Genomic DNA, 23,519 nt, shown 5'->3' with positions numbered 1-23,519 from the left:
CTTCGTGGGTGCCCGTTCGGGCTCCATAGCGGGGTTGCGTCGTGGCGGTTGCAGCATGCGGTTGCACTCCATCCCGTCACGGTGATGAAGACTCGGGTCTCGGGCTCACATGACGCGGGACTCCCGCCGACGCAGCCGCCCGTCGTGCTGCCGGCGTCCCGAGCGAGCGGCTGGGCGCGGCGAATGCGTTGAGGAGCCCGCGTCATGCATCGGGCGCGAAGGCGTCAGGGGTCGAAGAACCCAGGTCGGCGACGGGCGAGGTGGTGCCGGCCCGTCAGCCGACGTGGGCCGATGGCCCGCGTGAGGTCGTGCTCGTGGCGTGCTCACACAGGCCCAGGAAGGCGCCCAGCGCGATGAGCTCGTCCGGGCTGCGCGGGGAGAAGTCGGTGAGCACTGCGGACCGCACGACGTAGGCCGCGTGCTTGCCCCGGGAGATCGCGACGTTGACCCGGTTGCGGTTCAGGAGGAAGCCCATCCCGCGCGACACGTCCCCCGGAGCGGACGCCGCCATCGAGAGGATCGCGACCGGGGCCTCCTGGCCCTGGAACTTGTCGACCGTGCCGACCGCCACCTCGTCGAAGCCGGCGGCCCGCAGGCGCACCTTGAGCATGCCGACCTGGCTGTTGTAGGGCGTGATGACGCAGAAGTCCTGCTGGGTCAGCGGTCGCCCGGCCTCGGCGCCGGGCTCGTCGCCGGCGGTCCACGTGCGGCCGAGGAGGTCGGTGACGAGCTCGACGACGACGTCGGCCTCCTCGGGGGAGAAGTTCTTGTTGTCGCGGTGCTCGACGAGCACCTCGTGGACGCCGGGCTCCACCCCCTGGAGGGTGCGCACGGCGGTGACGTGCTCCTCGGAGGTGAGCCGGCCGGCATACGACAGGTGGGACACGGCCTCGGTGAGCCGCGGGTGCATCCGCCACGTCGCCTCGAGGAAGTACCCGAGCTCGGGCGGCAGGAGGTCGTCGTCGCCGGCGAGCCAGCCGAGCGCCGAGTGGTCGATCGGCTCGGCGTGGGTGCCCTGCGACACCTGGGGGAGCTGGGCCGGGTCGCCGAGGAGCAGCAGGCGCCGGCCCGCCATCGACACCGCGAGGGTCTTGCCGAGCGAGAACTGCCCGGCCTCGTCGATGACGACGAGGTCGAGCGACCCGCGCTGGATGCGGCCGGTGTTGGTGAGGTCCCAGGCGGTGCCGCCGACGACGACGCCGAGTCCGGCCTCGGCCCGCTCGGCGATGAACGGCGCGAGGTCGTCGGCCCTGTCGAGGGCGGTCCAGGCCGGGGCGTTGGCGTACTTGGGGGCCTTGGCGACCTGCGTGCCCGGGACCCCGGCGCGCACGACCGCGTCGAGGATGTTCTCGACGGCCGCGTGGCCCTGTGAGCAGATCCCCACCTTCCAGCCGAGACGGACGAGCCGGGCGATCACCCGGGCGCCGACGTAGGTCTTGCCGGTCCCGGGCGGACCCTGGACCGCGACGTACGAGTCGTCCATGTCGGTGAGGGCCGCGGTGATCGCCTCGATGAAGCGGGCGTCCCCCGAGCCCGGGGCGGGGAGCGACGCGCCCGTGCGCAGCCGCGGCGGGGTGCGCCGCAGGACGTCGATGCCGGCGCGCCGGGGAAGGGTCGGGTGCGTCTGGAGCACCTCGCGGGCCAGCTCGTGGAGGGCCTCGTCGATGTTCTTGGTGCCGACCGTGCCTCCCGGCACGAACGCCACCGGGAAGTCGTCGATCTCCGCCTTGGCGGGGGCGTTCTCGAGGATCGTCAGCCGCTGGAAGACGCGACCGCGGTCGGTGATCTCCTCCTCGGCCTCGATGATCTCCACCGTGCCCGGGCTCCTGGCGTGGGCGTTGCCCGGCAGGTGGTCGGCCGGCGCCGGGAAGCTCGGCGGGGCGGAGTAGAGGGCCGCCACCTTGCCGCCGACGTCGAGCAGCGTCCCGCCGGCGGGGTCGACACGCACCGCGTAGATCCGCTTCATGCCGCTGCGGGGGGTCGGCTTGTGCCAGGGCGCGAGGAGCTCGGGCTCGCCCTCGACGACGGCGACGCCCGCGGAGCGCATCCAGTTCTGGACGGGGTGCTTGATCCGCTCGTAGTGCTCCCACCAGAACGGCTTGTCCTCGCGCGCGTGGAAGAGCACCGACGCGGCGACGAGGGCGACGGCGTGGTCCTCGGGGGTGCGCTGGTCGAGCTTGACGCCCTCGACGAGGGCCCGCAGGTCCGCCTCCAGCCGCAGCGCCGCCGCGCGCTCGTCGCTCAGCGGGCGCGGGGCGAGCGCCTCGACGACCTCGCCGACCCCGCCGTCGGGGACCCGGCTCACGAGCCAGTCCCGGAGCAGCCGGGTGGAGATGCAGTCGTCCTTGTTGTACTCGGCGATGCCGTCGAGGATGTCCTGGGCCGCGGCGAAGCGCTCCTCCAGCCGCGCCATCATGAACCGGTGGTACTCGACGATCGAGTCGTCACCCTTCTGCAGGTCCGCGGTGCGGGCCTCCATGTAGAGGGGCTCGAGCTTCTTGATCGAGTAGGACCGCTGCGAGACCCGGATCGCCCCGCGGACCGTCGCGTAGAGGTCGACGAAGACCTCGTCGCGCAGGAACTGGTCGATGTCGTCCTCGCACACGCCGTGGCGGGAGGCGAGCTGCTTGAGCGCGGCCGTCTCGTAGGGCGCGTAGTGGTAGATGTGCAGCCCCGGCCACCGACGCCGTCGCTCCTGGACGTAGGCCACGAACTCGACGAGCGCCTGCTTCTCCTGCTCGCGGTCGTGCGCCCAGAAGGCGTGGAAGGCGTCTGCACCGGAGTCCACCTCGACGACGCCGAAGAGGTACTCGAGGCCCCAGTCCTTCGACCCCCGCTCGGCCCACAGGGGGTCGCCCTCGAAGTCGAAGAACAGGTCACCGGCGGTGGGCACGGGCAGCCGCCGGATCGGCGCCTCGTCGAACACCTCGTACGCGACGGGCGCGTCCACGTCGTCGAGCTGGGTGAGCTGGAGACGCGCCTGGGCACGCAGCCGCTCGAGCCGCGACTCCTGGATGCCGTCCACCGACCCGGTCGAGGCGGCCAGGTCGTCGATGGTCGTGATCCCGGCGCCGAGGAGGTGCTTGCGCGTGCTCGGGCGGACCCCGGCGACGAGGGTGAGGTCGCGGTGGGCGGCCACCTCGGCCTCGCACACGTCGCAGCGCCCGCACGCGATCCACCGGTCGTCGCCCCACGCGCCGGGACCGTCGTCGTCGAGGTGCTCGCCGATGATGCGCTGCAGCCGCGCGAGCCGGGACCGGTACACCGGCACGATGTCGGCCAGCGGGAAGTCGCGACGGTCCTCGTTGCCGAGGACGAGCCGCGCCCACGGCGCGGTGGGGACACCGCGGTCCTGGAGCTGCGCGGCATACGCGGCGATCTGGAGCAGGGCCGGGACGTTGGCGGAGCGCGCGAGCTTGGTGTCGCTGACCAGCCACCCCGCGTCGGTGCGCTCGAGGAAGTCGGCGTAGCCGAGGACGTCGCCGTCGAAGAAGGTCGCCTGGCACAGGACCACGGCGTCCGACCCGAGTGCCTCGAGGGTCTGCTGCATCGCGGCCTCGTACCCCTCGCGGGAGTGCGGACCACGGGTGAGGTCACGCACGCGCCCCGGGTGGAGCCGGCCGAGGCGGATGCGCTCGGCGTTCTCATGGGCGTTGCCGAGCTCGATGATGCGGTCCATCATCGGCGAGCTCTCGTCGTCGGCCCGGACCGCCCGCCCGAGGTGCCTGTCGAGGTCCCGGATCAGCGCGAACTCGCACTCCGACGCGGTGCGTAGGTCGTGCGGGCTGATGACGGGGCGGTCCTCGCCCGGGAAGAAGAACACGACGTCACCGTATGCCGCGGCACCGACACCGGGGGAGGTGCGGCCGAGCGGTGGGCGGGCTCAGATCCAGGAGGGGAACCACATGAGCCGCCGCCAGTGCTCGTACGGGACGACCTCCCCGCTGTAGAGCGGGTAGAACCACGCGAACAGCCCGATGGTGACGAGGAGGTAGGCGCCGACGACGAGCACCCCGACCAGCCGGCGCTCGCGGGAGGCGGCGCGGCCGCCGAGCACCAGCCCGAGGCAGAACGTCACGGCGAGCACGACGTAGGGCACGAACGCCACCGTGTAGAACGCGTAGATGGTGCGGTGCTGGTACAGGAACCACGGCGCGTAGCCGGCGACCACCCCGGCGAGGGCGGCGCCCGCGCGCCAGTCGCGCCGCACGACCCAGAAGAAGGCGCAGACGAGCAGGGCGACGATCCCCGCCCACCAGAGGGAGACCGTGCCGATGGTGTGGACGGCCTGGGAGCAGGCGTCGACGTCGCACGACTCCTGGCCACGGTTCTTGCCCTCGTAGAAGAAGGACGTCGGCCGGGCCTGGATCATCCAGCCCCACGGGTTGGACGAGTACGAGTGCGGCGTCGACAGCGTGGTGTTGAACTGCCACATGTCCTGGTGGTACTTCACCCAGTTGCGCAGCACCGCCGGCAGCCACTGGATCCCCTCCCCGGGGTGGAAGGTGTCCCACCGCCGGTGGTAGCCGTTGCTCGACGCGAACCAGCCCGACCACGACAGCACGTAGACGACGGCGGAGGTCACGACGAGCTGCACCGCGGCATACGGGCCGTCCTTGAGCAGACCCTCGCGCACCCACGAACGGACGCCGACGGCGCGGCGGGCGCCCATGTCCCAGAGGACCGTCATGAGCCCGAAGACCGCGAGGAAGAACAGCCCCGACCACTTCGTCGAGACGCACAGCCCGAGGGAGAGCCCGGCGAGCCAGCGCCACGGACGCACCCCCAGCCACGGCCCCCTCGTGAGTGGGACGCCGGGGGCTCGCCGACCGACGACGCGCGCCAGCTTCTCGCGGCTCCGGTCGCGGTCGACGACGAGCGCGGCGAACCCGGCGAGGGCGAAGAAGGAGACGACCATGTCGAGGATGCCGGTGCGGGACAGGGCGAAGTGCGTGCCCTCGACGGCGAGCAGCAGGGCCGCGACGCACCCCAGGGCGGTCGAGCCAAACATCCGCCGGGCGACCCGGCCGACGACGAGGATCGACAGGGTGCCGAGCACCGCGACGGCGAAGCGCCACCCGAACGCGTTCGTCGGCCCGAAGAGCCACTCGCCGGCGCCGATGAGCCACTTGCCCACCGGTGGGTGCACGACCATGTCGCCCTGGTCGGAGAAGACCTTGACGTTGCCGGCGTTCCAGAGCTTGTCCGCGTCCTCGTTCGTCCCCGCCACGCGCAGCTCGACGCCGTGCTCGACGAGCGACCAGCCCTGCTTGACGTAGTAGGTCTCGTCGAACACCAGCGAGTCGGGCCGGCCGAGGTTCCAGAACCGGAGGAACCCCCCGATCGCGGCGACGAGCAGCGGCCCGACCCAGCCCCAGACGCGGTCGGTGGGGGTGGTCCCGAGCAGCCGGGCGCGCAGCTCGTCGGTCCGGGTCACCGGCACATCGTAGGCATCACGACGTGCGGGACCCGTGGGAGGATCGCGCCATGACTGACGCCGGTGAGGGAGTGCTCGTCCTCGCGGCGACGCCGATCGGTGACCCGCGCGACGCCGCGCCCCGCCTCGCCGACGAGCTCGCCACCGCCGACGTCATCGCGGCCGAGGACACCCGGCGGCTGCGCCGGCTCTGCCAGTCGCTCGACGTCAACCCGACCGGCTCGGTCGTCAGCTACCACGAGCACAACGAGGCGGCCCGCACGACCGACCTCGTGGAGAGGCTTCGCGAGGGGGCTCGCGTCCTCGTCGTCACCGATGCGGGTATGCCGTCCGTGTCCGACCCCGGGTACCGGCTCGTGTCAGCGGCGATCGGGATCGACGTCCGCGTGACGTGCGTGCCCGGCCCGTCGGCGGTCCTCATGGCGCTCGCGGTGTCGGGGCTGCCGGTGGACCGGTTCTGCTTCGAGGGGTTCCTGCCGCGCAAGGGCGGGGAGCGCATCCGGGTGCTGCGGGGCCTCGCCCGGGAGCACCGGACGATGGTGTTCTTCGAGGCGCCGCACCGGATCGCGAAGTCGCTGGCCGCGATGGAGGAGGTGTTCGGCGGGACCCGTCGGGCGGCGGTGTGCCGCGAGCTGACGAAGACGTACGAGGAGGTGCGCCGGGGCTCGCTCGTCGAGCTCGTCGCGTGGGCGGACGACGGCGTCAAGGGGGAGATCACCGTCGTCGTCGCCGGCGCCGACGTCACGGTGGGCGACGTCGACAGCCAGCTCACCGGGATCCTCGACCGGGTGGCGGAGGGGCAGCGGCTCAAGGACGTGTGCTCCGACGTCTCCGCGGCGACGGGCCTGTCGAAGAAGGCGCTCTACGACGCGGCCCTGGCTGCCCAGCGCTGAGCGCTCACCCCGCATGCCGACTTATTGCGCTTTCCGGCCGTACAAACCCGACATGAGTCGCGTTGCTACGGCCGGAAAGCGCAATAAGTCGGGGGTGGGGTCGCGCGCGTCCTCGCCCCGGCTCGAGCAGAGCGCCCGACGACCTCGATTTGACGTGGGACGCCGCGGTCGTGAGGTTGGAGGGCATGCACACACGCACCCTCGGAGACATGCAGGTCGGCGCCATCGGCCTGGGCCTGATGACGTTCGACCAGAGCGGGAGCCAGCCGCGACAGCAGCTCCTCGACACCGTGACCGCCGCGCTCGACGCCGGGGTCACCCTCTTCGACACCGCCGACGCCTACGGATCCGGTGACGAGACGGGCGCCGGGGCGCAGGGGGAGAACGAGCGGCTCATCGCCTCGATCCTCGACGAGCTCGGCGTCCGCGACCGCGTCCTGCTCGCCACCAAGGGCGGGCACGTGCGCACCGAGGGTGGTGGGTGGGACCTCGACAGCTCGGCCGACCAACTGCGCCGCGCGGTCGACGCCAGCCTCGAGCGGCTGGGCGTCGAGCAGCTGGCGCTGTGGCAGCACCACCGCCCCGACCCGAAGGTGCCGTACGACGAGGTCATCGGGACGCTCAAGGAGATCGCCGACAGCGGCAAGGTCGCCCGGGTCGGCCTCTCGAACGCGAACCCCGAGCAGATCCGGGCCGCGCATGCCGCGCTCGGCACCTCCCTCGTGAGCGTCCAGAACCAGTTCAGCCCCGCCTTCCGCAGCAGCCGCCCCGAGATCGACGTCTGCGAGGAGCTGGGCCTGGCCTTCCTGCCGTGGAGCCCGCTCGGTGGGCTCGGCGACGCGAAGGAGCTCGCCGAGAAGCACCCGGCCTTCGCCGAGGTGGCCACCGCTCGCGGGGTGAGTCCCCAGCAGGTCGCCCTCGCCTGGGAGCTCGCCCAGTCGCGTGTCGTCATCCCGATCCCGGGGGCCAAGCGGCCGCAGTCCATCACCGACTCGGCGGCCGCGGCGGATCTCGAGCTCGGCGCCGAGGAGCTGGCCCGCCTCGACGGCTGAGCGGGCCGCGGAGGGGGGCGCGCGGGTCCCACGCTCTGCGTGGGCCGGCATACGCGTGGGTAACGTGCGTATCTCACACGTGAGTTAGGTCGGCCTGAGCAGGTCCGCGCGCGCAGGTCGGGGTACCTTTCGTCCATGCCCACGACGACGCTCTCCCCGCGCACGACGACGGCGCGGAGCACGACGATCGCGCTCAAGCTGCTCATGGCAGTGACCGGCCTGGTCTTCGTCGGTTATCTCCTGCTGCACATGTACGGCAACCTCAAGGCGCTCTCCGGCGAGGAGTCGTTCAACGGCTACGCCGAGCACCTGCGCACGTTCGGCGAGCCGATGCTCCCGTACGGCGGTCTGCTGTGGATCGTCCGGCTCGTGCTCCTCCTCTCGATCGTCGGCCACGTGTATGCCGCGTTCGCCCTCTGGAGCCGCGCCGGCAGTGCGCGGCGCACCAAGTACGCCGCCATGAAGACGGCCGCGACGACGAAGTGGATGCGCTGGGGCGGGGTCTTCCTCCTCCTGTTCATCGTGTGGCACCTCATCCACTTCACGATCGTCAAGGTGTCGCCCAACGCCGACAAGCAGGGCATCGACGTCACCGCGAACCCCTACCAGCTCGTCGTCGCGAGCTTCGAGGTCTGGTGGATGACGCTCATCTACGTCGCGGCGATGGTGGCCCTGTTCATGCACCTCATGCACGGTGTCTTCAGCGCCCAGCAGACCCTCGGCTGGACCTCGACCCCCAAGGCCCGGACGCGTGCCCGCGGCCTCGGCGTCGGGCTCGCCGCACTTATCGTCGTCGGGTTCCTCATCCCGCCGCTGTCCATCGCATTCGGCCTGATCGACTGAAGGTGTCGCTGACCATGACTGAGAACTCCTCCGGCCTCGTCCACGGCCTCTACCGCGACGGCGCCCCCATTGCGGACCACAAGGCCCCGGCCGGGCCGATCGAGCAGAAGTGGACCCGTCGCAAGTTCGAGGCGGCCCTGGTCAACCCGGCGAACCGACGCAAGATGTCGGTCATCATCGTGGGCACCGGGCTCGCCGGCGGCGCCGCGGCCGCCACGCTCGGCGAGGCCGGCTACCACGTGAAGTCGTTCTGCTTCCAGGACTCCCCGCGCCGGGCGCACTCGATCGCGGCCCAGGGTGGCATCAACGCCGCGAAGAACTACAAGGAGGACGGCGACTCCGTCCAGCGCCTCTTCTACGACACGGTCAAGGGCGGCGACTACCGCTCCCGCGAGACCAACGTCTACCGCCTCGCCGAGGTGAGCGCGAACATCATCGACCAGTGCGTCGCGCAGGGCGTCCCGTTCGCCCGCGAGTACGGCGGTCTGCTCGACAACCGGTCCTTCGGTGGCGTCCAGGTGTCCCGGACGTTCTACGCCCGCGGGCAGACCGGGCAGCAGCTCCTCATCGGGGCCTACCAGGCGCTCGAGCGCCAGGTCGCCGCCGGCACGGTCGAGCAGTTCACCCGGCACGAGATGCTCGAGGTCATCGTGGATGGCGAGGGCTCGGAGCGCCGGGCGCGCGGCATCATCGCCCGCGACCTCGTCACCGGCGAGATCGAGACCCACCTCGCCGACGCCGTCGTGCTGGCCTCCGGCGGATACGGCAACGTCTTCTTCCTCTCGACGAACGCCATGGGCTCCAACGTCACGGCGACGTGGCGCGCGCACCGCAAGGGCGCCCACTTCGCCAACCCCTGCTACACGCAGATCCACCCGACCTGCATCCCGGTCGCCGGTGAGCACCAGTCGAAGCTGACCCTGATGTCGGAGTCGCTGCGCAACGACGGCCGCATCTGGGTGCCGAAGAAGCGCGAGGACTGCGACAAGGACCCGCGTGACATCGCCGAGGACGACCGCGACTACTACCTCGAGCGGATCTACCCCTCGTTCGGCAACCTCGTGCCCCGCGACATCGCCTCGCGCCAGGCCAAGAACGTCTGCGACGAGGGTCGCGGTGTCGGCCCGGTCGTCGGCGACTTCCGCCGTGGCGTCTACCTCGACTTCGCCGACGCCATCGCGCGGCTCGGCGAGGACGCCGTCCGCAACAAGTACGGCAACCTCTTCGACATGTACGCCCGGATCACCGGCGAGGACCCGTACACGACGCCGATGCGCATCTACCCGGCCGTGCACTACACGATGGGCGGGCTCTGGGTCGACTACGACCTCCAGTCGACGATCCCCGGGCTCTTCGTCACCGGCGAGGCCAACTTCTCCGACCACGGCGCCAACCGGCTCGGGGCCTCCGCCCTCATGCAGGGGCTGGCCGACGGCTACTTCGTCCTGCCCAACACCATCCGCGACTACCTCGCCACGTCCCCGGCCACGCCTCTCACCGAGGACAGCCCGGCCGTCGTGGGCGCCCGCCGCGAGGTCGAGGAGCGCACCGAGCGCCTGCTCGCCATCAACGGCGAGCGCAGCGTCGACTCCTTCCACCGCGAGCTCGGCAACATCATGTGGGAGTACTGCGGCATGGAGCGCTCGGAGGAGGGCCTGCTCAAGGCCATCGACCTCATCCGCGGCCTGCGCGCCGAGTTCTGGCGCAACGTCCGGGTCCTCGGCGCGGCCGACACCCTCAACCAGTCCCTCGAGAAGGCCGGCCGCGTCGCCGACTTCCTCGAGCTGGGCGAGCTCATGTGCATCGACGCGCTGCACCGCCGCGAGTCCTGCGGCGGGCACTTCCGCGCCGAGTCGCAGACCGAGGACGGTGAGGCGCTGCGTCACGACGACGAGTTCGCCTACGTCGCGGCCTGGGAGTTCACCCCACCCCACGACACGGACGGCGAGACGACGTTTGGTGCCGGGATGGGCGCGCCCGTCCTGCACAAGGAAGACCTCACGTACGAGTTCATCGAGCTGAAGCAGCGGAGCTACAAGTGACCACCCCACAAAGTTCTACGTTCGTTCCTCACTCCGATACTTTGCGGGGGCCCCGGTCATGAACCTGACCCTCAAGATCTGGCGCCAGACCGGACCCGACGACACGGGCGGCCTCGTCACCTACCGCATGTCGGACATCAGCCCGGACATGTCGTTCCTCGAGATGCTCGACGTCCTCAACGAGAAGCTCAACGCCAACGGTGAGGAGCCCATCGCCTTCGACAGCGACTGTCGCGAGGGCATCTGCGGGATGTGCGGCCTGATGATCTCGGGGCACGCGCACGGCCCCGAGCGGACGACCACCTGCCAGCTGCACATGCGCTCGTTCAAGAACGGCGACACGATCACGGTCGAGCCGTGGCGGGCCGAGGCCTTCCCGATCGTGCGCGACCTCGTCGTCGACCGTGGCGGGCTCGACCGGATCATCCAGGCCGGCGGCTACATCTCGGCCAACACCGGCTCGGCCCCGGACGCCCACGCGACGCCCGTCCCCAAGGACAACGCCGACCGTGCCTTCATGGCCGCCGAGTGCATCGGCTGTGGCGCCTGCGTCGCCGCCTGCCCCAACGCCAGCGGCATGCTCTTCCTCGGCGCGAAGATCACCCACCTCGGTGAGCTGCCCCAGGGCCAGCCGGAGCGCGACGCCCGCGTCGTGTCCATGGTCGGCCAGCACGACCACGAGGGCTTCGGCGGCTGCACCAACGTCGGTGCGTGCTCCCAGGCGTGCCCCAAGGGCATCCCGCAGGACGTCATCTCCCAGCTCAACAAGGACCTGCGCACCGCGCTCAAGCACGGCCGCTGAGCCCGCCTACGCTTCGCGAGCACGCGGCATACCCACTCTGGGTATGCCGCGTGCTCACGTGTCGGGGGCCGTGTGACCGGTCGGGGGTGGCGCGCACCCCGACTCGTCACAGAGGACCCGACTGACGATGCCTGGGGACAACTCCGCGGCACCACCGACGAGTCCTGCGACCCTCGGGGGATGCACGGACCCCCTCGCCACCCACCGTTCGACCCGAGCCAGCTGGTGCGGACCGCCGACCTGCGCCGTGCCGGGACCGAGCCGAGCCGGGGCGGGTGGCGGCAGGTGCGCACCGGTGTCTGGTTGCCGGAGGCGAGCTTCGCGGCGCTCACCCCGGTGGACCGTCACGCCGCCCTCGTGCACGCCACGATGCGCACCCACCGGACGGGGGAGTCGGTGCGGTTCGCGGGCGAGTCGGCTGCTGCCGTCCTGGGGGTCCCACGGATCAGTGCCTGGCCCACGACGGTGCGGCACCTCGTGACCCGCCGCGGGGTCAGCGGGTCGTCCGTGCTCCGCCCGCTCCTGGGCGCCGAGAGCGAGTGCGTGCGGGTGCACGGTGTGTTGGTCACGCCGCCGGCGCGGATGGTGGTCGACCTTGCGCGGTACGGCACCCTACAGGATGCGGTCACCGCCGCCGACTACTGCCTCCGCCACGGGATGTGCACGCGCGAGGACCTCACCGAGGAGCTCGCCGTCGTGCCGCGGCGAGCGCGCGGTCGTGCGTCCGCCGCGCGGGTCGTCGCGATCGCCGACGGAATGAGCATGTCTCCGGGAGAGAGCTTCTCGCGCGTGCAGATGTTCCGTCTGCTCATCCCGAAGCCGCGGTTGCAGGTCTCGTTCTCGGACGCGGACGGCCACATCGGTGACGTCGACTTCTGGTGGGAGAGGGCGGTGGGGGAGTTCGACGGGCGCACGAAGTACCGCATCCCGGCCGGGGCCAGCCCTGAGGAGGCGGGGCGGGTGCTGTGGGCCGAGAAGAAGCGCGAGGACCGCCTTCGACGCCGGACCGAGGTGGCGCGGTGGGTGTGGGCCGACCTGCTCAGACCCGACCGGCTGCTCGCGATCCTCGCCGACCAAGGGGTTCGTCCCGAGCGGCGCTCGACCTGGCTCGACCAGGGCGACCTGGCTCGACCAGGGCGACCAGGGCGACCAGGGCGACCAGTCGGGGTTTGCGTGACGAGTCGGGGCCCCGGCGACCCCCGACTCGTCACAGGACCCCCGACTGACGGCTCGGCGCGACACTGGCGGGGCCCCCTCAGAGCCAGGTGAGGCGGTCCCTGAGCAGGGCGTAGCCGACGAAGGCGACGACGTCGAGGACGGTGTGGGCCACGACGAGCGGGCCCACCCGCCGGGTGCGGGTGTAGAGCCACCCGAAGAGCAGCCCCATGACGGCGTTGCCGACGAACCCGCCGAAGCCCTGGTAGAGGTGGTACGACCCGCGGATCAGCGCCGACGAGAGCATGATCCGGCCGGTCGACCAGCCGGCCTGCGACCACCGGGTGAAGAGGTAGCCGACCATGACGACCTCCTCGAGCACCGCGTTCTGCGCCGCCGCGAGCACGAGGACGGGCACCGCCCACCACACGTCGGTGAGGTTCGCCGCCGCGATGGTGGTGTTGAGGTCGAGCGCCCGGGCGGCGGCATACAGGCCGAGGCCGGGGATGCCGACGAGCGCCGCGAGGCCGAGGCCGCGCACGAGGTCTCGCGCCGGCTGGGTCCAGTCCCACCCGATCGCGAACCGCGCCCGCACGTCCCCCCGGGCGAGCAGGTGCATCGCGAGGAGGACCGGGACGAGCGCCAGCCCGATCCCGACGAGCTGGTACACGAGGTCGAGCCACGGCCGGTCCGGCGTCACCGACGAGTTCATCGCCGTCGTCTGCTGCCCCAGCGGCGCCTCGGCCGAGAGCTTGCGGACGAGCGACAGCGCGCTCCAGATCGCCGACGCGCCGAGAGAGACGCCGAGCACGAGCCACGTCTCGGCGAGGAGGTCCCGCCGCGTCAGGGCGCGCTGCTCGGTGGCCTCCATGTGCCGCAGCCTATGCAGCGAACGTGGGCGTGGGTGGTGCGCCCGCTCTCAGACCCGTGGGTATGCCGGGTCCGGCCCGACACGGTCGGCTCGCCGCCGCTTCCATCGGCGCACCCTGAGCCACATCCAGACGAGCAGCCAGGCGAGCGCGGCGAGCGCGACGATGACGAGGACCGGGATGAAGATCGCGACGAGGGACAGGCCGACGGACGCGCCGTCCTCGGCGGTCGAGACGACCGGGGCACCCATGCCGAGGGTTCCGGCGTTGATCGCCGGCCGGGCGGCCATCTTGCCCGAGTGCACCAGCCCGGAGACGACGATGCCGAGCACGACCCCGACCCACGGGTTCTCGCCCATCCACGTCGACCGGTCGAGGTCCTCCGCGGCCGTCGTCGCGGCGAAGATGAGCCCGCCCATGCTCGGCCGGATGAAGGTCTGGATCGCGTCGTTGACGGTGTCGACGGCGGGGATCTTGTCGAGGACGAGCTCGGTGAGGAGGAGCACAGCGCCGACGCCGATGGCCCACGGGGACTCGATCCACGCAAAGCCCTCCGGCAGCGTGATGACGTCGGTGAAGCGCGCGATGAGCGCGACGACCATGAACGGGATGTAGGCGTTGAGCCCCGCCGCGGCGGAGAGCCCCAAGCCGGTGAGTGCGGCGATCACGTGTCGACCTCCCTGTCGTCCGGACGCAGGACCGCGCCCTCGAGGACATGTCTACTCGATGCCCGGGGCGATCTCCGGCTCGCGGACCCGGCGGGGAGGATGGGGCGATGAGCTACTTCCGAAGGGTCGGCGACACGAGCTTCAGGCCCGCCGTCCACGTCCAGGGTGCCTGGAACCTCGACGAGCAGCACGTCGCCCCGGCGCTCGGCCTCATGGCCCACCTCGTCGAGGTCGACCGGGACGCCCGTCGCGACGACGGGCTGGCGCTCGCCCGGCTGTCCTACGACATCCTCGGGACCCTGCCGATGGACGTGTGCGACGTGCAGGTCCGAGTGCTGCGGCCCGGCCGGACCATCGAGCTGGTCGAGGCGGTGCTGTCCCACGGCGGGCGGCCCGCGGTGACCCTGCGGGCCTGGCTGCTCGACGCGAGGGACACGAGCAGCGTTGCGGGCAGCGGGCTTCCGGCGATCCCGGCGCCATCGGCCGTTCCGGCGTGGGACCCGCGGACGGTCTGGCCCGGCGGGTTCATCGAGTCGGTGTCGCTGCGGCGAGCCCAGGAGCAGCCGGGGCGGGCGGCGTTCTGGGTGCGCACCGACGTCCCCCTCGTCGACGAGCCGCACAGCCGCCTCGCCGCCGCCGTCGGCCTGCTCGACATCGCCAACGGGATGACCGTGCGGGCCAGCCCCCAGGACGTGGCGTTCCCCAACCTCGACCTCACGGCCCACCTCTTCCGTTCGCCGGGGGAGGGGTGGCTCGGCTTCGACACCGCGGTGACCTTCGGCGTCGCGGGGACCGGCGTGACGTCGTCGGTGCTGCACGACGAGCTCGGTCCGTTCGGGACCCTCGCGCAGGTGCTCACGGTCCGGCCCCGCTGAGGCCTCGTGACCCACGCACGCGTATGCCGTGTGGTCCCGGGGCCGGGACCACACGGCATACGCGTCGTGTCGTGTCTCAGGCGTCGGTGCGCGCCTGCTTGCGGGCGACGATCCGGCCGAGGACGGCGTAGCCGACGACGAGGTGGAGCGCCCCGACCCATCGGGCGGTGCCCTCCCCGAGGAGGGCCATGGCGGGGACGGTGACGACGGCCCAGCTCTCCGCGACCATCGGCCAGAAGCGTGAGACGCCGGTCCAGCGGCCGGCGACCGCGATGCGGATGCCGATGAGGAACATGCCGAGCATCGAGATCGGCCAGAACAGGTCGAGCATGAGGAACGCCGGGTTCTCGAGGTCGGTCAGGCCGAGGAAGTCGGACGTCGTCGACGCCATCGCGAGGGCGAGGAACCCCGTCTCGATCCGCAGCAGGGTGCGCGCCAACCGGCCCGCGCCGATCGCCCTCGTGAGCCACAGCACCCGCACGAGGGCGAGGACGCCGACCTGGAAGAGGAACGCGGTGGCGTTGTGCACGTACTGGTTGACGAGCGACTCGTTGTTGAGCCCGAGGACCGCGATCGCCGCCGACCACGAGAGTGCTCCGGTGGTGAGCAGCGCACCGTGCACGCGGTAGGGGTGCGTGCGCGGCGTGCCGCCGGCGGCCGTGGTCTCGACGGGTGGGGCGGTGGCCAGGTCGGACCGGGCCGGGGCGGGGGTCTGGGTGACGGACATCGGGGTCTCCTTCGGTGGGGGCGCCGCGTTCGGTGCCGTTGCCGAGAACTCTCGGGCGCCCCGTGACCCGGGCGTCAGGGAGCGCAGTCCCCGATCCCGTCCCGTCGATGTCCCGTCCTGACGGGACCTCGATCCCCTGACAGCGGGACGCGGCCGCGGGCAGACTTGCCGCGTGGCCGCCCTCCCCGCCCTCCCCGTGCCGCCGGCGCCGCGTGCGCGGGTGCGCAGCACGGGTGTGCCGGTCCTGCTCGGGCTCGTCCTCGTCACCATCCTCGTCGCGACGGCCCTGCTCGACGGGCTCGTCACCGACGCGGACCGGGAGCGCTTCGTCTCCGACCGCGGCGTGACGTCGGCCCTGATCGGGTCGCTCGTGGGGGCCTGCGGAGCCGCGATCCTCGCCTACCGCCCCCGCCACGTCGTGGGCCTGCTGCTCGCCGGCACCGGTGCCTTCTGGGCGTTCGACGGCCTGTGCGCCGCGTATGCCGTGTGGGGCCTCACGCAGTCACCCGTGCCGCCGCTGACCGGACCGGCGTACTGGGTCTTCTCGGAGGCGGGGGCGCTGCTGCTCGTCGCACTCCCGCTCCTCCTCGTCACCTACCCGTCGGGGCGGCTGCCCGCGGGGCGCTGGCGGGTGGTCGCGCTGGTGGCGGTGGCGATGTCGCTCGTGCTTCCGGTGCTCCTCATGCTCGCTCCCGACGAGGCCATCTACACCGGCCTCCTCCCGGAGTCAGCGGTGCAGCTGCTGCCGCAGGTCGAGCTGCCGCTGCCGGTCGGGCTGACCGCCGTGCTGCTCCGCGTCGCCCAGGTCGTGACGATCGCGGCCCTGCCGCTGTCGGCGGCCGTCGTGTTCGCCCGGCACGCCTCGGCGGACGGCGTCGAGCGCACGCGGCTGCGGTGGCTCCTCTGGGGCGCGCTCGTGTGCCTGCTCGCCGGCGGGGTCATGGTCCTCGACGTCGGAGGCCCGGTCGGGATGACCGCGCTCGTCGCCGCCCTCGCCGTCACAAGCGTCTCCGTCGTCATCGGCGTCGTGCGGCCCCAGACCGGGGACGTCGACGCACTGGTCGGCGGGACCCTGGTCTACGGCGGGATCGCCGCCGGCTTCGTCCTCCTCGACGTCGTCCTCGTGGCCGCGGCCGCAGCCCTGCTGGGCGACCGTTTCGAGGAGCGGCAGGTGACGGTCCTCGTCCTCGTCCTCGCCGTCGCCGCCTACGGACCGCTGCGTGCCTGGCTCACTGCGCTCGTGCGGCGCCGGATCATGGGGCTGCGGGGCGAGCGGTACGAGGTCGTGTCGGCGCTCGCCGCCCGGCTCGAGGAGTCCGGCGGGCTCGAGCAGCAGCTGACGACCCTCGCGGCCTCGGTGGCCGAGGCGTTCCACGTCGGCTACGTCCGGGTCGAGGTGCTCGGTCGCGGCGGTGACGGGCTGGCCGCGACGCACGGCACGGCCCCCGTGGCGACCCGGGCGCTGCCGATCTCCTACCGGGACGAGCGGATCGGCTCGATCGAGCTCCCCGACGGGGGGATCCGCGGGATGCTGTCGCGTCGCGACCAGGCCCTGCTCCTCGACGTCGTCCGGCAGGCCGCGATCGCCGTGCGGGCGAGCATGCTCGCGCAGGACCTGCAGGAGTCCCGCGAGCAGCTCGTGCTCGCTCGCGAGGAGGACCGCCGCCGCATCCGGCGCGACCTGCACGACGGGCTGGGGCCCGTGCTCGGCGGGGTGGCGATGCGGCTCGACGCGGCGGGGAACGCGGTCGGGACCGACCCGGAGACCGCGCACCGCCTCGTCGTCCAGTCGCGCGCCGAGATCACCGAGGCGCTCGCCGACGTTCGGCGGCTCGTGCACGGGCTGCGCCCCCCCGCGCTCGACGACCTGGGCCTGCTCGCCGCCGTGCAGCAGCAGGCCGAACGCCTCCGGACGGCAGGGATCGACGTCAGCGTGGCGGCCGGTGACCTGGGCGGGCTGTCGGCGGCGGTCGAGGTCGCGGCCTACCGGATCGTCAGCGAGGCCCTGACCAACGTGGCCCGCCACGCGGACGCGGCGGGGGTCACGGTGTCGCTGACGACCGGTCCCGCCGACCTCGTCGTCGAGGTGTCCGACGACGGGCGCGGGATCCCCGAGCACGCCGTCGCCGGGGTGGGGCTGCGGTCGCTGCGCGAGCGGGTCGAGGAGCTCGGTGGCCGCTACGAGGTCGCCTGCCCGGCGGGGGGCGGGACGACCGTGCGGGCGTGGCTGCCCACCGTGCCTGCGGCGGTTCCGAGACCGTCCTCCAAGGCCGAGGCCTTGGCCGAGACCGTGGCCGAGGTCGCGGCCACGTCGCCCACGTCCACGTCGCCCACGTCGTCCCCGACGACGCCCGAGAACCGACAGGAGCAGCATGTCGCCCACTGACGAGCCCACCGGCCGCATCCGGGTGCTCATCGCCGACGACCACCCGGTCTTCCGCGACGGGCTGGCCACGCTGCTCGAGCCGCACCCCGAGATCGAGGTGGTCGCCCGGGCCCGCGACGGCGCCGAGGCCGTGGCGCTCGCGGCCGAGCACCACCCCGACGTCATCGTCATGGACATCCAGATGCCGCAGCTCAACGGGATCGAGGCGACTCGGCAGGTGCTGGCGGCCGACCCCGGGGTGGGCGTCCTCGTCTTCACCATGGGTGAGGACGACGGGACCCTGCTCTCGGCCATGCGCGCCGGCGCCCGCGGCTACCTCGTCAAGGGAGCCTCGCAGGACGAGGTGACCCGGGCCATCACGTCCGTGCACGCCGGCGGTGTGGTGTTCGGGTCGTCCCTGGCGGCGCGCATCGGGGAGCTCCTGTCGCCCTCTCCGGCGCGCAGCGCGGCCGAGTTCCCCATGCTCACCGAGCGCGAGCGTGAGGTCCTCGACCTCATCGCGGCCGGCCGGACCAACGGGCAGATCGCCTCCGCCCTGTTCCTCGCACCCAAGACGGTGCGCAACAACGTCTCCGCGATCCTGTCCAAGCTCCAGGCGACCGACCGCGCGGAGGCCATCATCCGCGCCCGGGACGCGGGGATGGGCCGGGCCTGACCCGCGGCGGCGAGCGGACGGCATACGCAACGGGGCTCGCGAGCCGGAGGCGTCTTCGCGAGCCGGGACGATCCGGCTCGGGAGCGCCAGAGGGGCTCGCGAGCCGGGTTGTGCGCGACGCCTAGGATCGACCGGTGAGCAAAATTCTCTCTGCCGTCGCCTGGCCGTACGCCAACGGGCCGCGCCACCTCGGCCACGTCGCCGGCTTCGGTGTCCCGTCCGACGTCTTCTCCCGCTACATGCGGATGGCCGGCCACGACGTGCTCATGGTGAGCGGGAGCGACGAGCACGGCACCCCGATCCTCGTCCTCGCGGACAAGGAGGGCGTCACGCCGCAGGAGCTCGTCGACACCAACCACGCGATCATCGCCCGCGAGCTCGCCGACCTCGGCTGCTCCTACGACCTCTACACGCGCACGACGACCGCCAACCACTACGCCGTGGCCCAGGAGCTCTTCCGGCAGGTCCACGCCAACGGCTACATGATCGAGCAGACGACCCGGGGCGCGATCAGCCCGAGCACCGGCCGCACCCTGCCCGACCGCTACATCGAGGGAACCTGCCCGATCTGCGGCTACGCGGAGGCCCGCGGCGACCAGTGCGACAACTGCGGCAACCAGCTCGAGCCCACCGACCTCATCGCGCCGAAGAGCCGGATCAACGGCGAGACGCCGGAGTTCATCGAGACGCAGCACTTCTTCCTCGACCTGCCCGCGCTCGCCGACGCCCTGCGCGAGTGGCTCTCCGGCCGCGAGGCCAGCGGCACGTGGCGCCCCAACGTCATCAAGTTCAGCCTCAACATCCTCGACGACATCCGGCCGCGCGCGATGACCCGTGACATCGACTGGGGCATCCCCGTGCCGCTCGAGGGCTGGGAGGACCAGCCGGCCAAGCGCCTCTACGTGTGGTTCGACGCGGTCGTCGGCTACCTGTCGGCCTCGATCGAGTGGGCCCGGCGCACCGGCGACGACGAGCGCTGGCGCGACTGGTGGGTGGAGGGCGCGGTCCCGGAGGAGCAGCTCTCCTACTACTTCATGGGCAAGGACAACATCACCTTCCACTCGCAGATCTGGCCGGCCGAGCTGCTCGCGTATGCCGGCCGCGGAGCCAAGGGCGGCGAGCCCGGCACCTACGGCGTGCTCAACCTGCCGACCGAGGTGGTGAGCAGCGAGTACCTCACGATGGAGGGCAAGCAGTTCTCCTCCAGCCGCGGGCACGTCATCGGCATCCGCGAGGTCCTCGAGCGCTACGGCCCCGACCCCATCCGCTACTTCATCTGCGCGGCCGGCCCGGAGAACCAGGACAGCAACTTCACCTGGGCCGAGTTCGTCCAGCGCAACAACTCCGAGCTCGTCGCCGGCTGGGGCAACCTCGTCAACCGCACCGGGGCGATGATCGCCAAGAGCTTCGGTGAGATCCCGCAGCCCGGGGCGCTCGAACCGGTCGACGAGGCCGTGCGCGCCGCCACCCTCCAGGCCTTCGACACCGTCGGCGACCTCCTCGCCCGGCAGCGGATCAAGTCGGCCGTGGGCGAGGCGATGCGGGCCGTCGGCGAGGTCAACAAGTACGTCACCGACACCGAGCCGTTCAAGCTCAAGGGCGACGACGAGCGCGAGCGCCTCGCCACGGTCCTGCACACCCTCATCCAGTGCGTCAGCGACCTCAACACGATCCTCGCGCCGTTCCTCCCGCACGCCGCCAACCGGGTGCACGCGTTCATCGGCGGCGAGGGCGAGTTCATCCCGATGCCGGTCGTCGAGGACGTCCACGGGCTCGACGACGACGCGGACCGCACCTACCCGGTCATCACCGGCTCCTACGGCTCCACCCCGCGCTGGGAGTCGCGCCCGGTCACCGTCGGCGCCCCCATCGCCAAGCCGACCGGCGTCTTCGTCAAGCTCGACGAGTCGGTCGTCGAGGAGGAGCTCGAGCGGCTCCGCGAGTCGTGAGCGGGTCCGGCCGCGACGCCGTTCCCGGGCTGCCGGACGCGCTGCCGATCGCGGTGGTCGACAACCACACGCACCTCGACATCGAGCGGGACGGGGTGCCGGTCGACGTCGCCGACCTGCTCGCCCGCGCCGCCGCGGTGGGGGTCGACCGGGTCGTCCAGATCGGCTGCGACCTCCCGGCCGCGCGCCAGACCGTCGAGATGGTCGACACGTATGCCGGGATGCTGGGTGGGGTCGCCCTGCACCCCAACGAGGTGCCCCGGTTGGCCGAGAGCGGCGGTCTCGCGGCGGCATACGCGGAGATCGAGAGCCTCGCCCGGCACCCGCGGATCCGGGTCGTCGGCGAGACCGGCCTCGACTACTTCCGGACCGCCCCCGAGGGCCAGGGCCTGCAGCACGAGAGCTTCCGCTGGCACATCGACCTGGCGAAGCGGCTCGACAAGGCGCTGCAGGTCCACGACCGGGACGCGCACGCCGACGTCCTGCGGATCCTCGAGGAGGAAGGGGCGCCGAGTTCGACTGTCCTGCACTGCTTCTCGGGCGACGTGACGATGGCGCAGGAGTGTGCCGAGCGCGGCTACTACCTGTCCTTCGCCGGGACGGTGACGTTCAAGAACGCCAAGGGCCTGCGGGACGCCCTGTCGGTCACCCCGCTCGACCGGCTACTCGTCGAGACCGACGCGCCCTACCTCACGCCGCACCCCCACCGCGGGGCGGTCAACGCACCCCATCTCGTGCCGCTCACGGTGCGGGCGATGGCGGCCACCCTCGGGGTCGCGGTGCCGACGCTGTGCGAGGCCCTGTCGGACAACTCGGAGCGGGTCTACGGGCCCTGGTGACGTCGGCGCCGGCGCCCGCACGCCACCCCGTGGTCCACATCACCGTTACCAAAATTTGACCTTTGCCCCGTTTCTCGGGATGGTTGTGGCGTTGGCCGGAGCTGGGCTTCGGGCGAAAAGCAGGGGCGAGGACGCCGGTGTCACACCGGTGAGACCTCGCTCTCCTGCTGTCGGGCACCTTCCCCTGGGGGCCCGCGGTCCCCCCTGAGGGCTGTCGCTCGCCTCGGTGTCCGGAGAGTTCGATCATCGGAGCACTTCTTGATTTCTCGTCCCCTGCGCCTCGCTGCCCAAGGTGCTGCGGCACTGACGGTGGCCGCCGGTTCGTTCGGCGTCGCCCACCTCGACAAGTCCGTGGCCCTCTCGGTCGACGGCAACGCCTCGTCCCTGCACGTGTTCGGCTCGACCGTGGGCGACGCCCTGGAGAAGAAGGGCATCACGGTCGGCGAGCACGACCAGGTCACCCCTTCCGTCGGCAGCCCGATCAGTGACGGCGACACCATCTCCGTCCGCTACGGCCGCAAGCTCACCGTGACCGTCGACGGCGTCACCAAGGAGTACTGGACGACGGCGACCACGGTCGACGCCGCCCTGCGCGACCTCGACATCCGCGCCGGCAGCAACGCCAAGCTCTCCGCCTCCCGATCGCAGGCCCTCGGCCGCGAGGGGCTCGCGCTCACCGTGACGACGCCGAAGTCCTTCAGCGTCGTCGTGGACAAGAAGACGCTGGCGTTCACGACGAACGTCGGCACCGTCGGCGAAGCACTCGCCGAGGCCGGTGTGAAGTACGACCGCAACGACCGCGTCACCCCTGCCGCCAACGCGCCCCTCACCCGGGGTCTCGCGATCGCCGTGCAGCGCGTGACGACGGGTCTGACCACGTCGACCCAGCGCATCGCGTTCGCGACCGTGACCAAGAAGGACGCCACGCTCCTCGAGGGCACCCGCAAGGTCGTGACCGAGGGCAAGGCAGGCGTCCGCCGCACCACCGTGCGGAACACCATGCTGGACGGCAAGCTCGTCACCGTGCGTCCCCTCACGATCAGGGTCGTCACGGCTCCCGTGAGCAGGGTCGTCGCCGTCGGCACCAAGGCGCGCCCCGTCGCGCCGAAGCCGGCCCCTCGGGCGACCGCCCCTCGGGCGAGCGCCCCGGCCCCCTCGGCCGGCAACACCTCGGGCGCGGGCATCAACCTGTCCAACGCCGCGATGTGGGACCGGATCGCCCAGTGCGAGTCCGGTGGCAACTGGTCGATCAACACGGGCAACGGCTACTACGGCGGCCTCCAGTTCGACATCCGCACGTGGCTCGGTGCCGGGGGTGGCGACTTCGCCTCCCGCGCCGACCTCGCGTCGCGCGCCGAGCAGATCACCGTCGCCAACCGTGTCTACGCGGACCGTGGCCTGCAGCCGTGGGGCTGCGGGCACGCCGCCTGACGCTGACACCGGCGCCGTCCGACGGCACCATCCGAGGCCGTGTCTCCCTTCCGGGAGGCACGGCCTCGGTCGTGTCCCCTCGCGCCGCAGGCCATAGGGTGGCGACCATGTCGTCGTCCGGGCTCCTCGGGGCCGCCCAGGTCCGTGACCTCGCCACCCGCCTCGGCGTCCGCCCCACCAAGACGTGGGGCCAGAACTTCGTCATCGACGCCAACACCGTCCAGCGGATCGTGCGGGTGGCCGGCATCGGCCCCGACGACGTCGTCGTCGAGGTCGGCCCGGGTCTCGGGTCGCTCACCCTCGCCCTGCTGCCGGTGGCCCGGCACGTCACCGTCGTCGAGGTCGACCCGATCCTCGCGGGGGCGCTGCCCGAGACCGTCCGGACCGTCGCGCCCGGGGTGGCCGAGAAGCTCACCGTCGTCCACGCCGACGCCCTCCGCGTCGAGGCGCTGCCCGGTGACGCGCCCACCGCGCTCGTCGCGAACCTGCCCTACAACATCTCGGTCCCGGTGGTGCTGAGCTTCCTCGAGCGCTTCCCGACGATCGAACGGATCCTCGTCATGGTCCAGCTCGAGGTCGCCGAGCGGCTCGCGGCGGGGCCCGGCTCGAAGACCTACGGCGTGCCCAGCGTCAAGGCCGCCTGGTACGCCGACGTCGCCCTCGCCGGCAACGTCAGCCGGTCGGTGTTCTGGCCGGTGCCCAACGTCGACTCCGGACTGGTCTCGCTCGTCCGCCGCGAACCCCCGCCGACGGACGCGACCCGCGTCGAGGTGTTCGCGTGCGTCGACGCCGCGTTCGCCCAGCGCCGCAAGACCCTGCGGGCCGCGCTCGCGTCCTGGGCGGGCTCGGCCCCGGCCGCCGAGGAGGCGCTCGTCGCCGCCGGCGTCGACCCGCGG

Annotated in this window: 18 protein-coding genes; 13 read left to right on the top strand and 5 right to left on the bottom strand. The window is 72.1% G+C overall.

Annotated features, from left to right (window positions below):
• Nucleotides 1-274: 274 nt before the first annotated feature.
• Both N801_RS05510 and N801_RS05505 read right to left on the bottom strand, forming a co-directional pair.
• Nucleotides 275-3,823, bottom strand: a complete 3,549-nt coding sequence (locus tag N801_RS05510) for a TM0106 family RecB-like putative nuclease (protein ID WP_035934489.1) — start codon at nucleotides 3,821-3,823, stop codon at nucleotides 275-277.
• 60 nt (nucleotides 3,824-3,883) lie between these two features.
• Complete coding sequence (locus N801_RS05505; protein WP_035934481.1) at nucleotides 3,884-5,437, bottom strand: dolichyl-phosphate-mannose--protein mannosyltransferase; 1,554 nt, start codon at nucleotides 5,435-5,437, stop codon at nucleotides 3,884-3,886.
• Nucleotides 5,438-5,487: 50 nt separating this feature from the next.
• On the opposite strand from N801_RS05505, the gene rsmI reads away from it, so the two are divergent.
• From rsmI to N801_RS19570, 6 genes are all read left to right on the top strand, one after another.
• Nucleotides 5,488-6,330 (top strand): 16S rRNA (cytidine(1402)-2'-O)-methyltransferase, encoded by an 843-nt coding sequence (rsmI, locus tag N801_RS05500; protein ID WP_035934474.1) that lies wholly within the window; start codon nucleotides 5,488-5,490, stop codon nucleotides 6,328-6,330.
• A gap of 185 nt (nucleotides 6,331-6,515) precedes the next feature.
• On the top strand, nucleotides 6,516-7,382 hold the full coding sequence (locus tag N801_RS05495; RefSeq protein ID WP_035934466.1) for an aldo/keto reductase: 867 nt from the start codon (nucleotides 6,516-6,518) through the stop codon (nucleotides 7,380-7,382).
• A 135-nt stretch (nucleotides 7,383-7,517) separates the two neighbouring features.
• Nucleotides 7,518-8,225 (top strand): succinate dehydrogenase cytochrome b subunit, encoded by a 708-nt coding sequence (locus N801_RS05490; protein WP_035934458.1) that lies wholly within the window; start codon nucleotides 7,518-7,520, stop codon nucleotides 8,223-8,225.
• A 14-nt stretch (nucleotides 8,226-8,239) separates the two neighbouring features.
• On the top strand, nucleotides 8,240-10,267 hold the full coding sequence (locus N801_RS05485; RefSeq protein ID WP_035934748.1) for a fumarate reductase/succinate dehydrogenase flavoprotein subunit: 2,028 nt from the start codon (nucleotides 8,240-8,242) through the stop codon (nucleotides 10,265-10,267).
• Between the two features lie 58 nt (nucleotides 10,268-10,325).
• Nucleotides 10,326-11,069: a succinate dehydrogenase/fumarate reductase iron-sulfur subunit gene (locus tag N801_RS05480; protein ID WP_035934450.1), complete on the top strand. Its 744-nt coding sequence runs from the start codon at nucleotides 10,326-10,328 to the stop codon at nucleotides 11,067-11,069.
• A gap of 180 nt (nucleotides 11,070-11,249) precedes the next feature.
• Nucleotides 11,250-12,338 carry a hypothetical protein gene (locus tag N801_RS19570; protein ID WP_052112639.1) on the top strand — a complete coding sequence of 363 codons (1,089 nt, stop codon included), beginning with the start codon at nucleotides 11,250-11,252 and terminating at the stop codon, nucleotides 12,336-12,338.
• Here N801_RS19570 and N801_RS05470 read toward each other — a convergent pair.
• Together N801_RS05470 and N801_RS05465 are read right to left on the bottom strand one after the other, a co-directional pair.
• On the bottom strand, nucleotides 12,325-13,095 hold the full coding sequence (locus tag N801_RS05470) for a CPBP family intramembrane glutamic endopeptidase (protein WP_035934443.1): 771 nt from the start codon (nucleotides 13,093-13,095) through the stop codon (nucleotides 12,325-12,327). The genes N801_RS19570 and N801_RS05470 overlap by 14 nt on opposite strands.
• Before the next feature lie 48 nt (nucleotides 13,096-13,143).
• Nucleotides 13,144-13,761 carry a DUF4126 domain-containing protein gene (locus N801_RS05465; RefSeq protein ID WP_035934435.1) on the bottom strand — a complete coding sequence of 206 codons (618 nt, stop codon included), beginning with the start codon at nucleotides 13,759-13,761 and terminating at the stop codon, nucleotides 13,144-13,146.
• 107 nt (nucleotides 13,762-13,868) lie between these two features.
• Here N801_RS05465 and N801_RS05460 point away from each other — a divergent pair, with 107 nt between their 5' ends.
• Nucleotides 13,869-14,636: a thioesterase family protein gene (locus N801_RS05460; RefSeq protein WP_035934427.1), complete on the top strand. Its 768-nt coding sequence runs from the start codon at nucleotides 13,869-13,871 to the stop codon at nucleotides 14,634-14,636.
• A gap of 76 nt (nucleotides 14,637-14,712) precedes the next feature.
• Here the strand turns inward: N801_RS05460 and N801_RS05455 are convergent, their stop codons facing one another.
• A complete protein-coding gene (locus tag N801_RS05455; RefSeq protein WP_035934419.1) occupies nucleotides 14,713-15,363 on the bottom strand; it encodes a hypothetical protein in 651 nt (216 codons plus the stop codon).
• Between the two features lie 172 nt (nucleotides 15,364-15,535).
• Between N801_RS05455 and N801_RS05450 the strand changes: the two genes are divergently transcribed.
• The 6 genes from N801_RS05450 to rsmA form a co-directional block, all read left to right on the top strand.
• Nucleotides 15,536-17,749: a sensor histidine kinase gene (locus N801_RS05450; protein WP_052112638.1), complete on the top strand. Its 2,214-nt coding sequence runs from the start codon at nucleotides 15,536-15,538 to the stop codon at nucleotides 17,747-17,749.
• Nucleotides 17,736-18,404 carry a response regulator transcription factor gene (locus tag N801_RS05445; protein WP_156996492.1) on the top strand — a complete coding sequence of 223 codons (669 nt, stop codon included), beginning with the start codon at nucleotides 17,736-17,738 and terminating at the stop codon, nucleotides 18,402-18,404. The genes N801_RS05450 and N801_RS05445 overlap by 14 nt, the downstream gene beginning before the upstream one ends.
• A 134-nt stretch (nucleotides 18,405-18,538) precedes the next feature.
• On the top strand, nucleotides 18,539-20,353 hold the full coding sequence (gene metG / locus N801_RS05440) for a methionine--tRNA ligase (RefSeq protein WP_035934415.1): 1,815 nt from the start codon (nucleotides 18,539-18,541) through the stop codon (nucleotides 20,351-20,353).
• Nucleotides 20,350-21,192, top strand: coding sequence for a TatD family hydrolase (locus N801_RS05435; RefSeq protein ID WP_035934411.1), 843 nt, complete (start codon nucleotides 20,350-20,352; stop codon nucleotides 21,190-21,192). Before metG ends, N801_RS05435 begins: the two co-directional genes overlap by 4 nt.
• A 309-nt stretch (nucleotides 21,193-21,501) precedes the next feature.
• A complete protein-coding gene (locus N801_RS21715) occupies nucleotides 21,502-22,623 on the top strand; it encodes a resuscitation-promoting factor (RefSeq protein ID WP_084108259.1) in 1,122 nt (373 codons plus the stop codon).
• Nucleotides 22,624-22,730: 107 nt separating this feature from the next.
• Nucleotides 22,731-23,519: 16S rRNA (adenine(1518)-N(6)/adenine(1519)-N(6))-dimethyltransferase RsmA (gene rsmA, locus N801_RS05425; RefSeq protein WP_035934392.1), on the top strand; the 789-nt coding region annotated here is incomplete at its 3' end.

It is taken from the genome of Knoellia aerolata DSM 18566, from assembly GCF_000768695.1.
In the GTDB taxonomy this organism is placed as follows: Bacteria; Actinomycetota; Actinomycetes; order Actinomycetales; family Dermatophilaceae; genus Knoellia; species Knoellia aerolata.
This window is presented reverse-complemented; position numbering and strand designations above follow the sequence as displayed.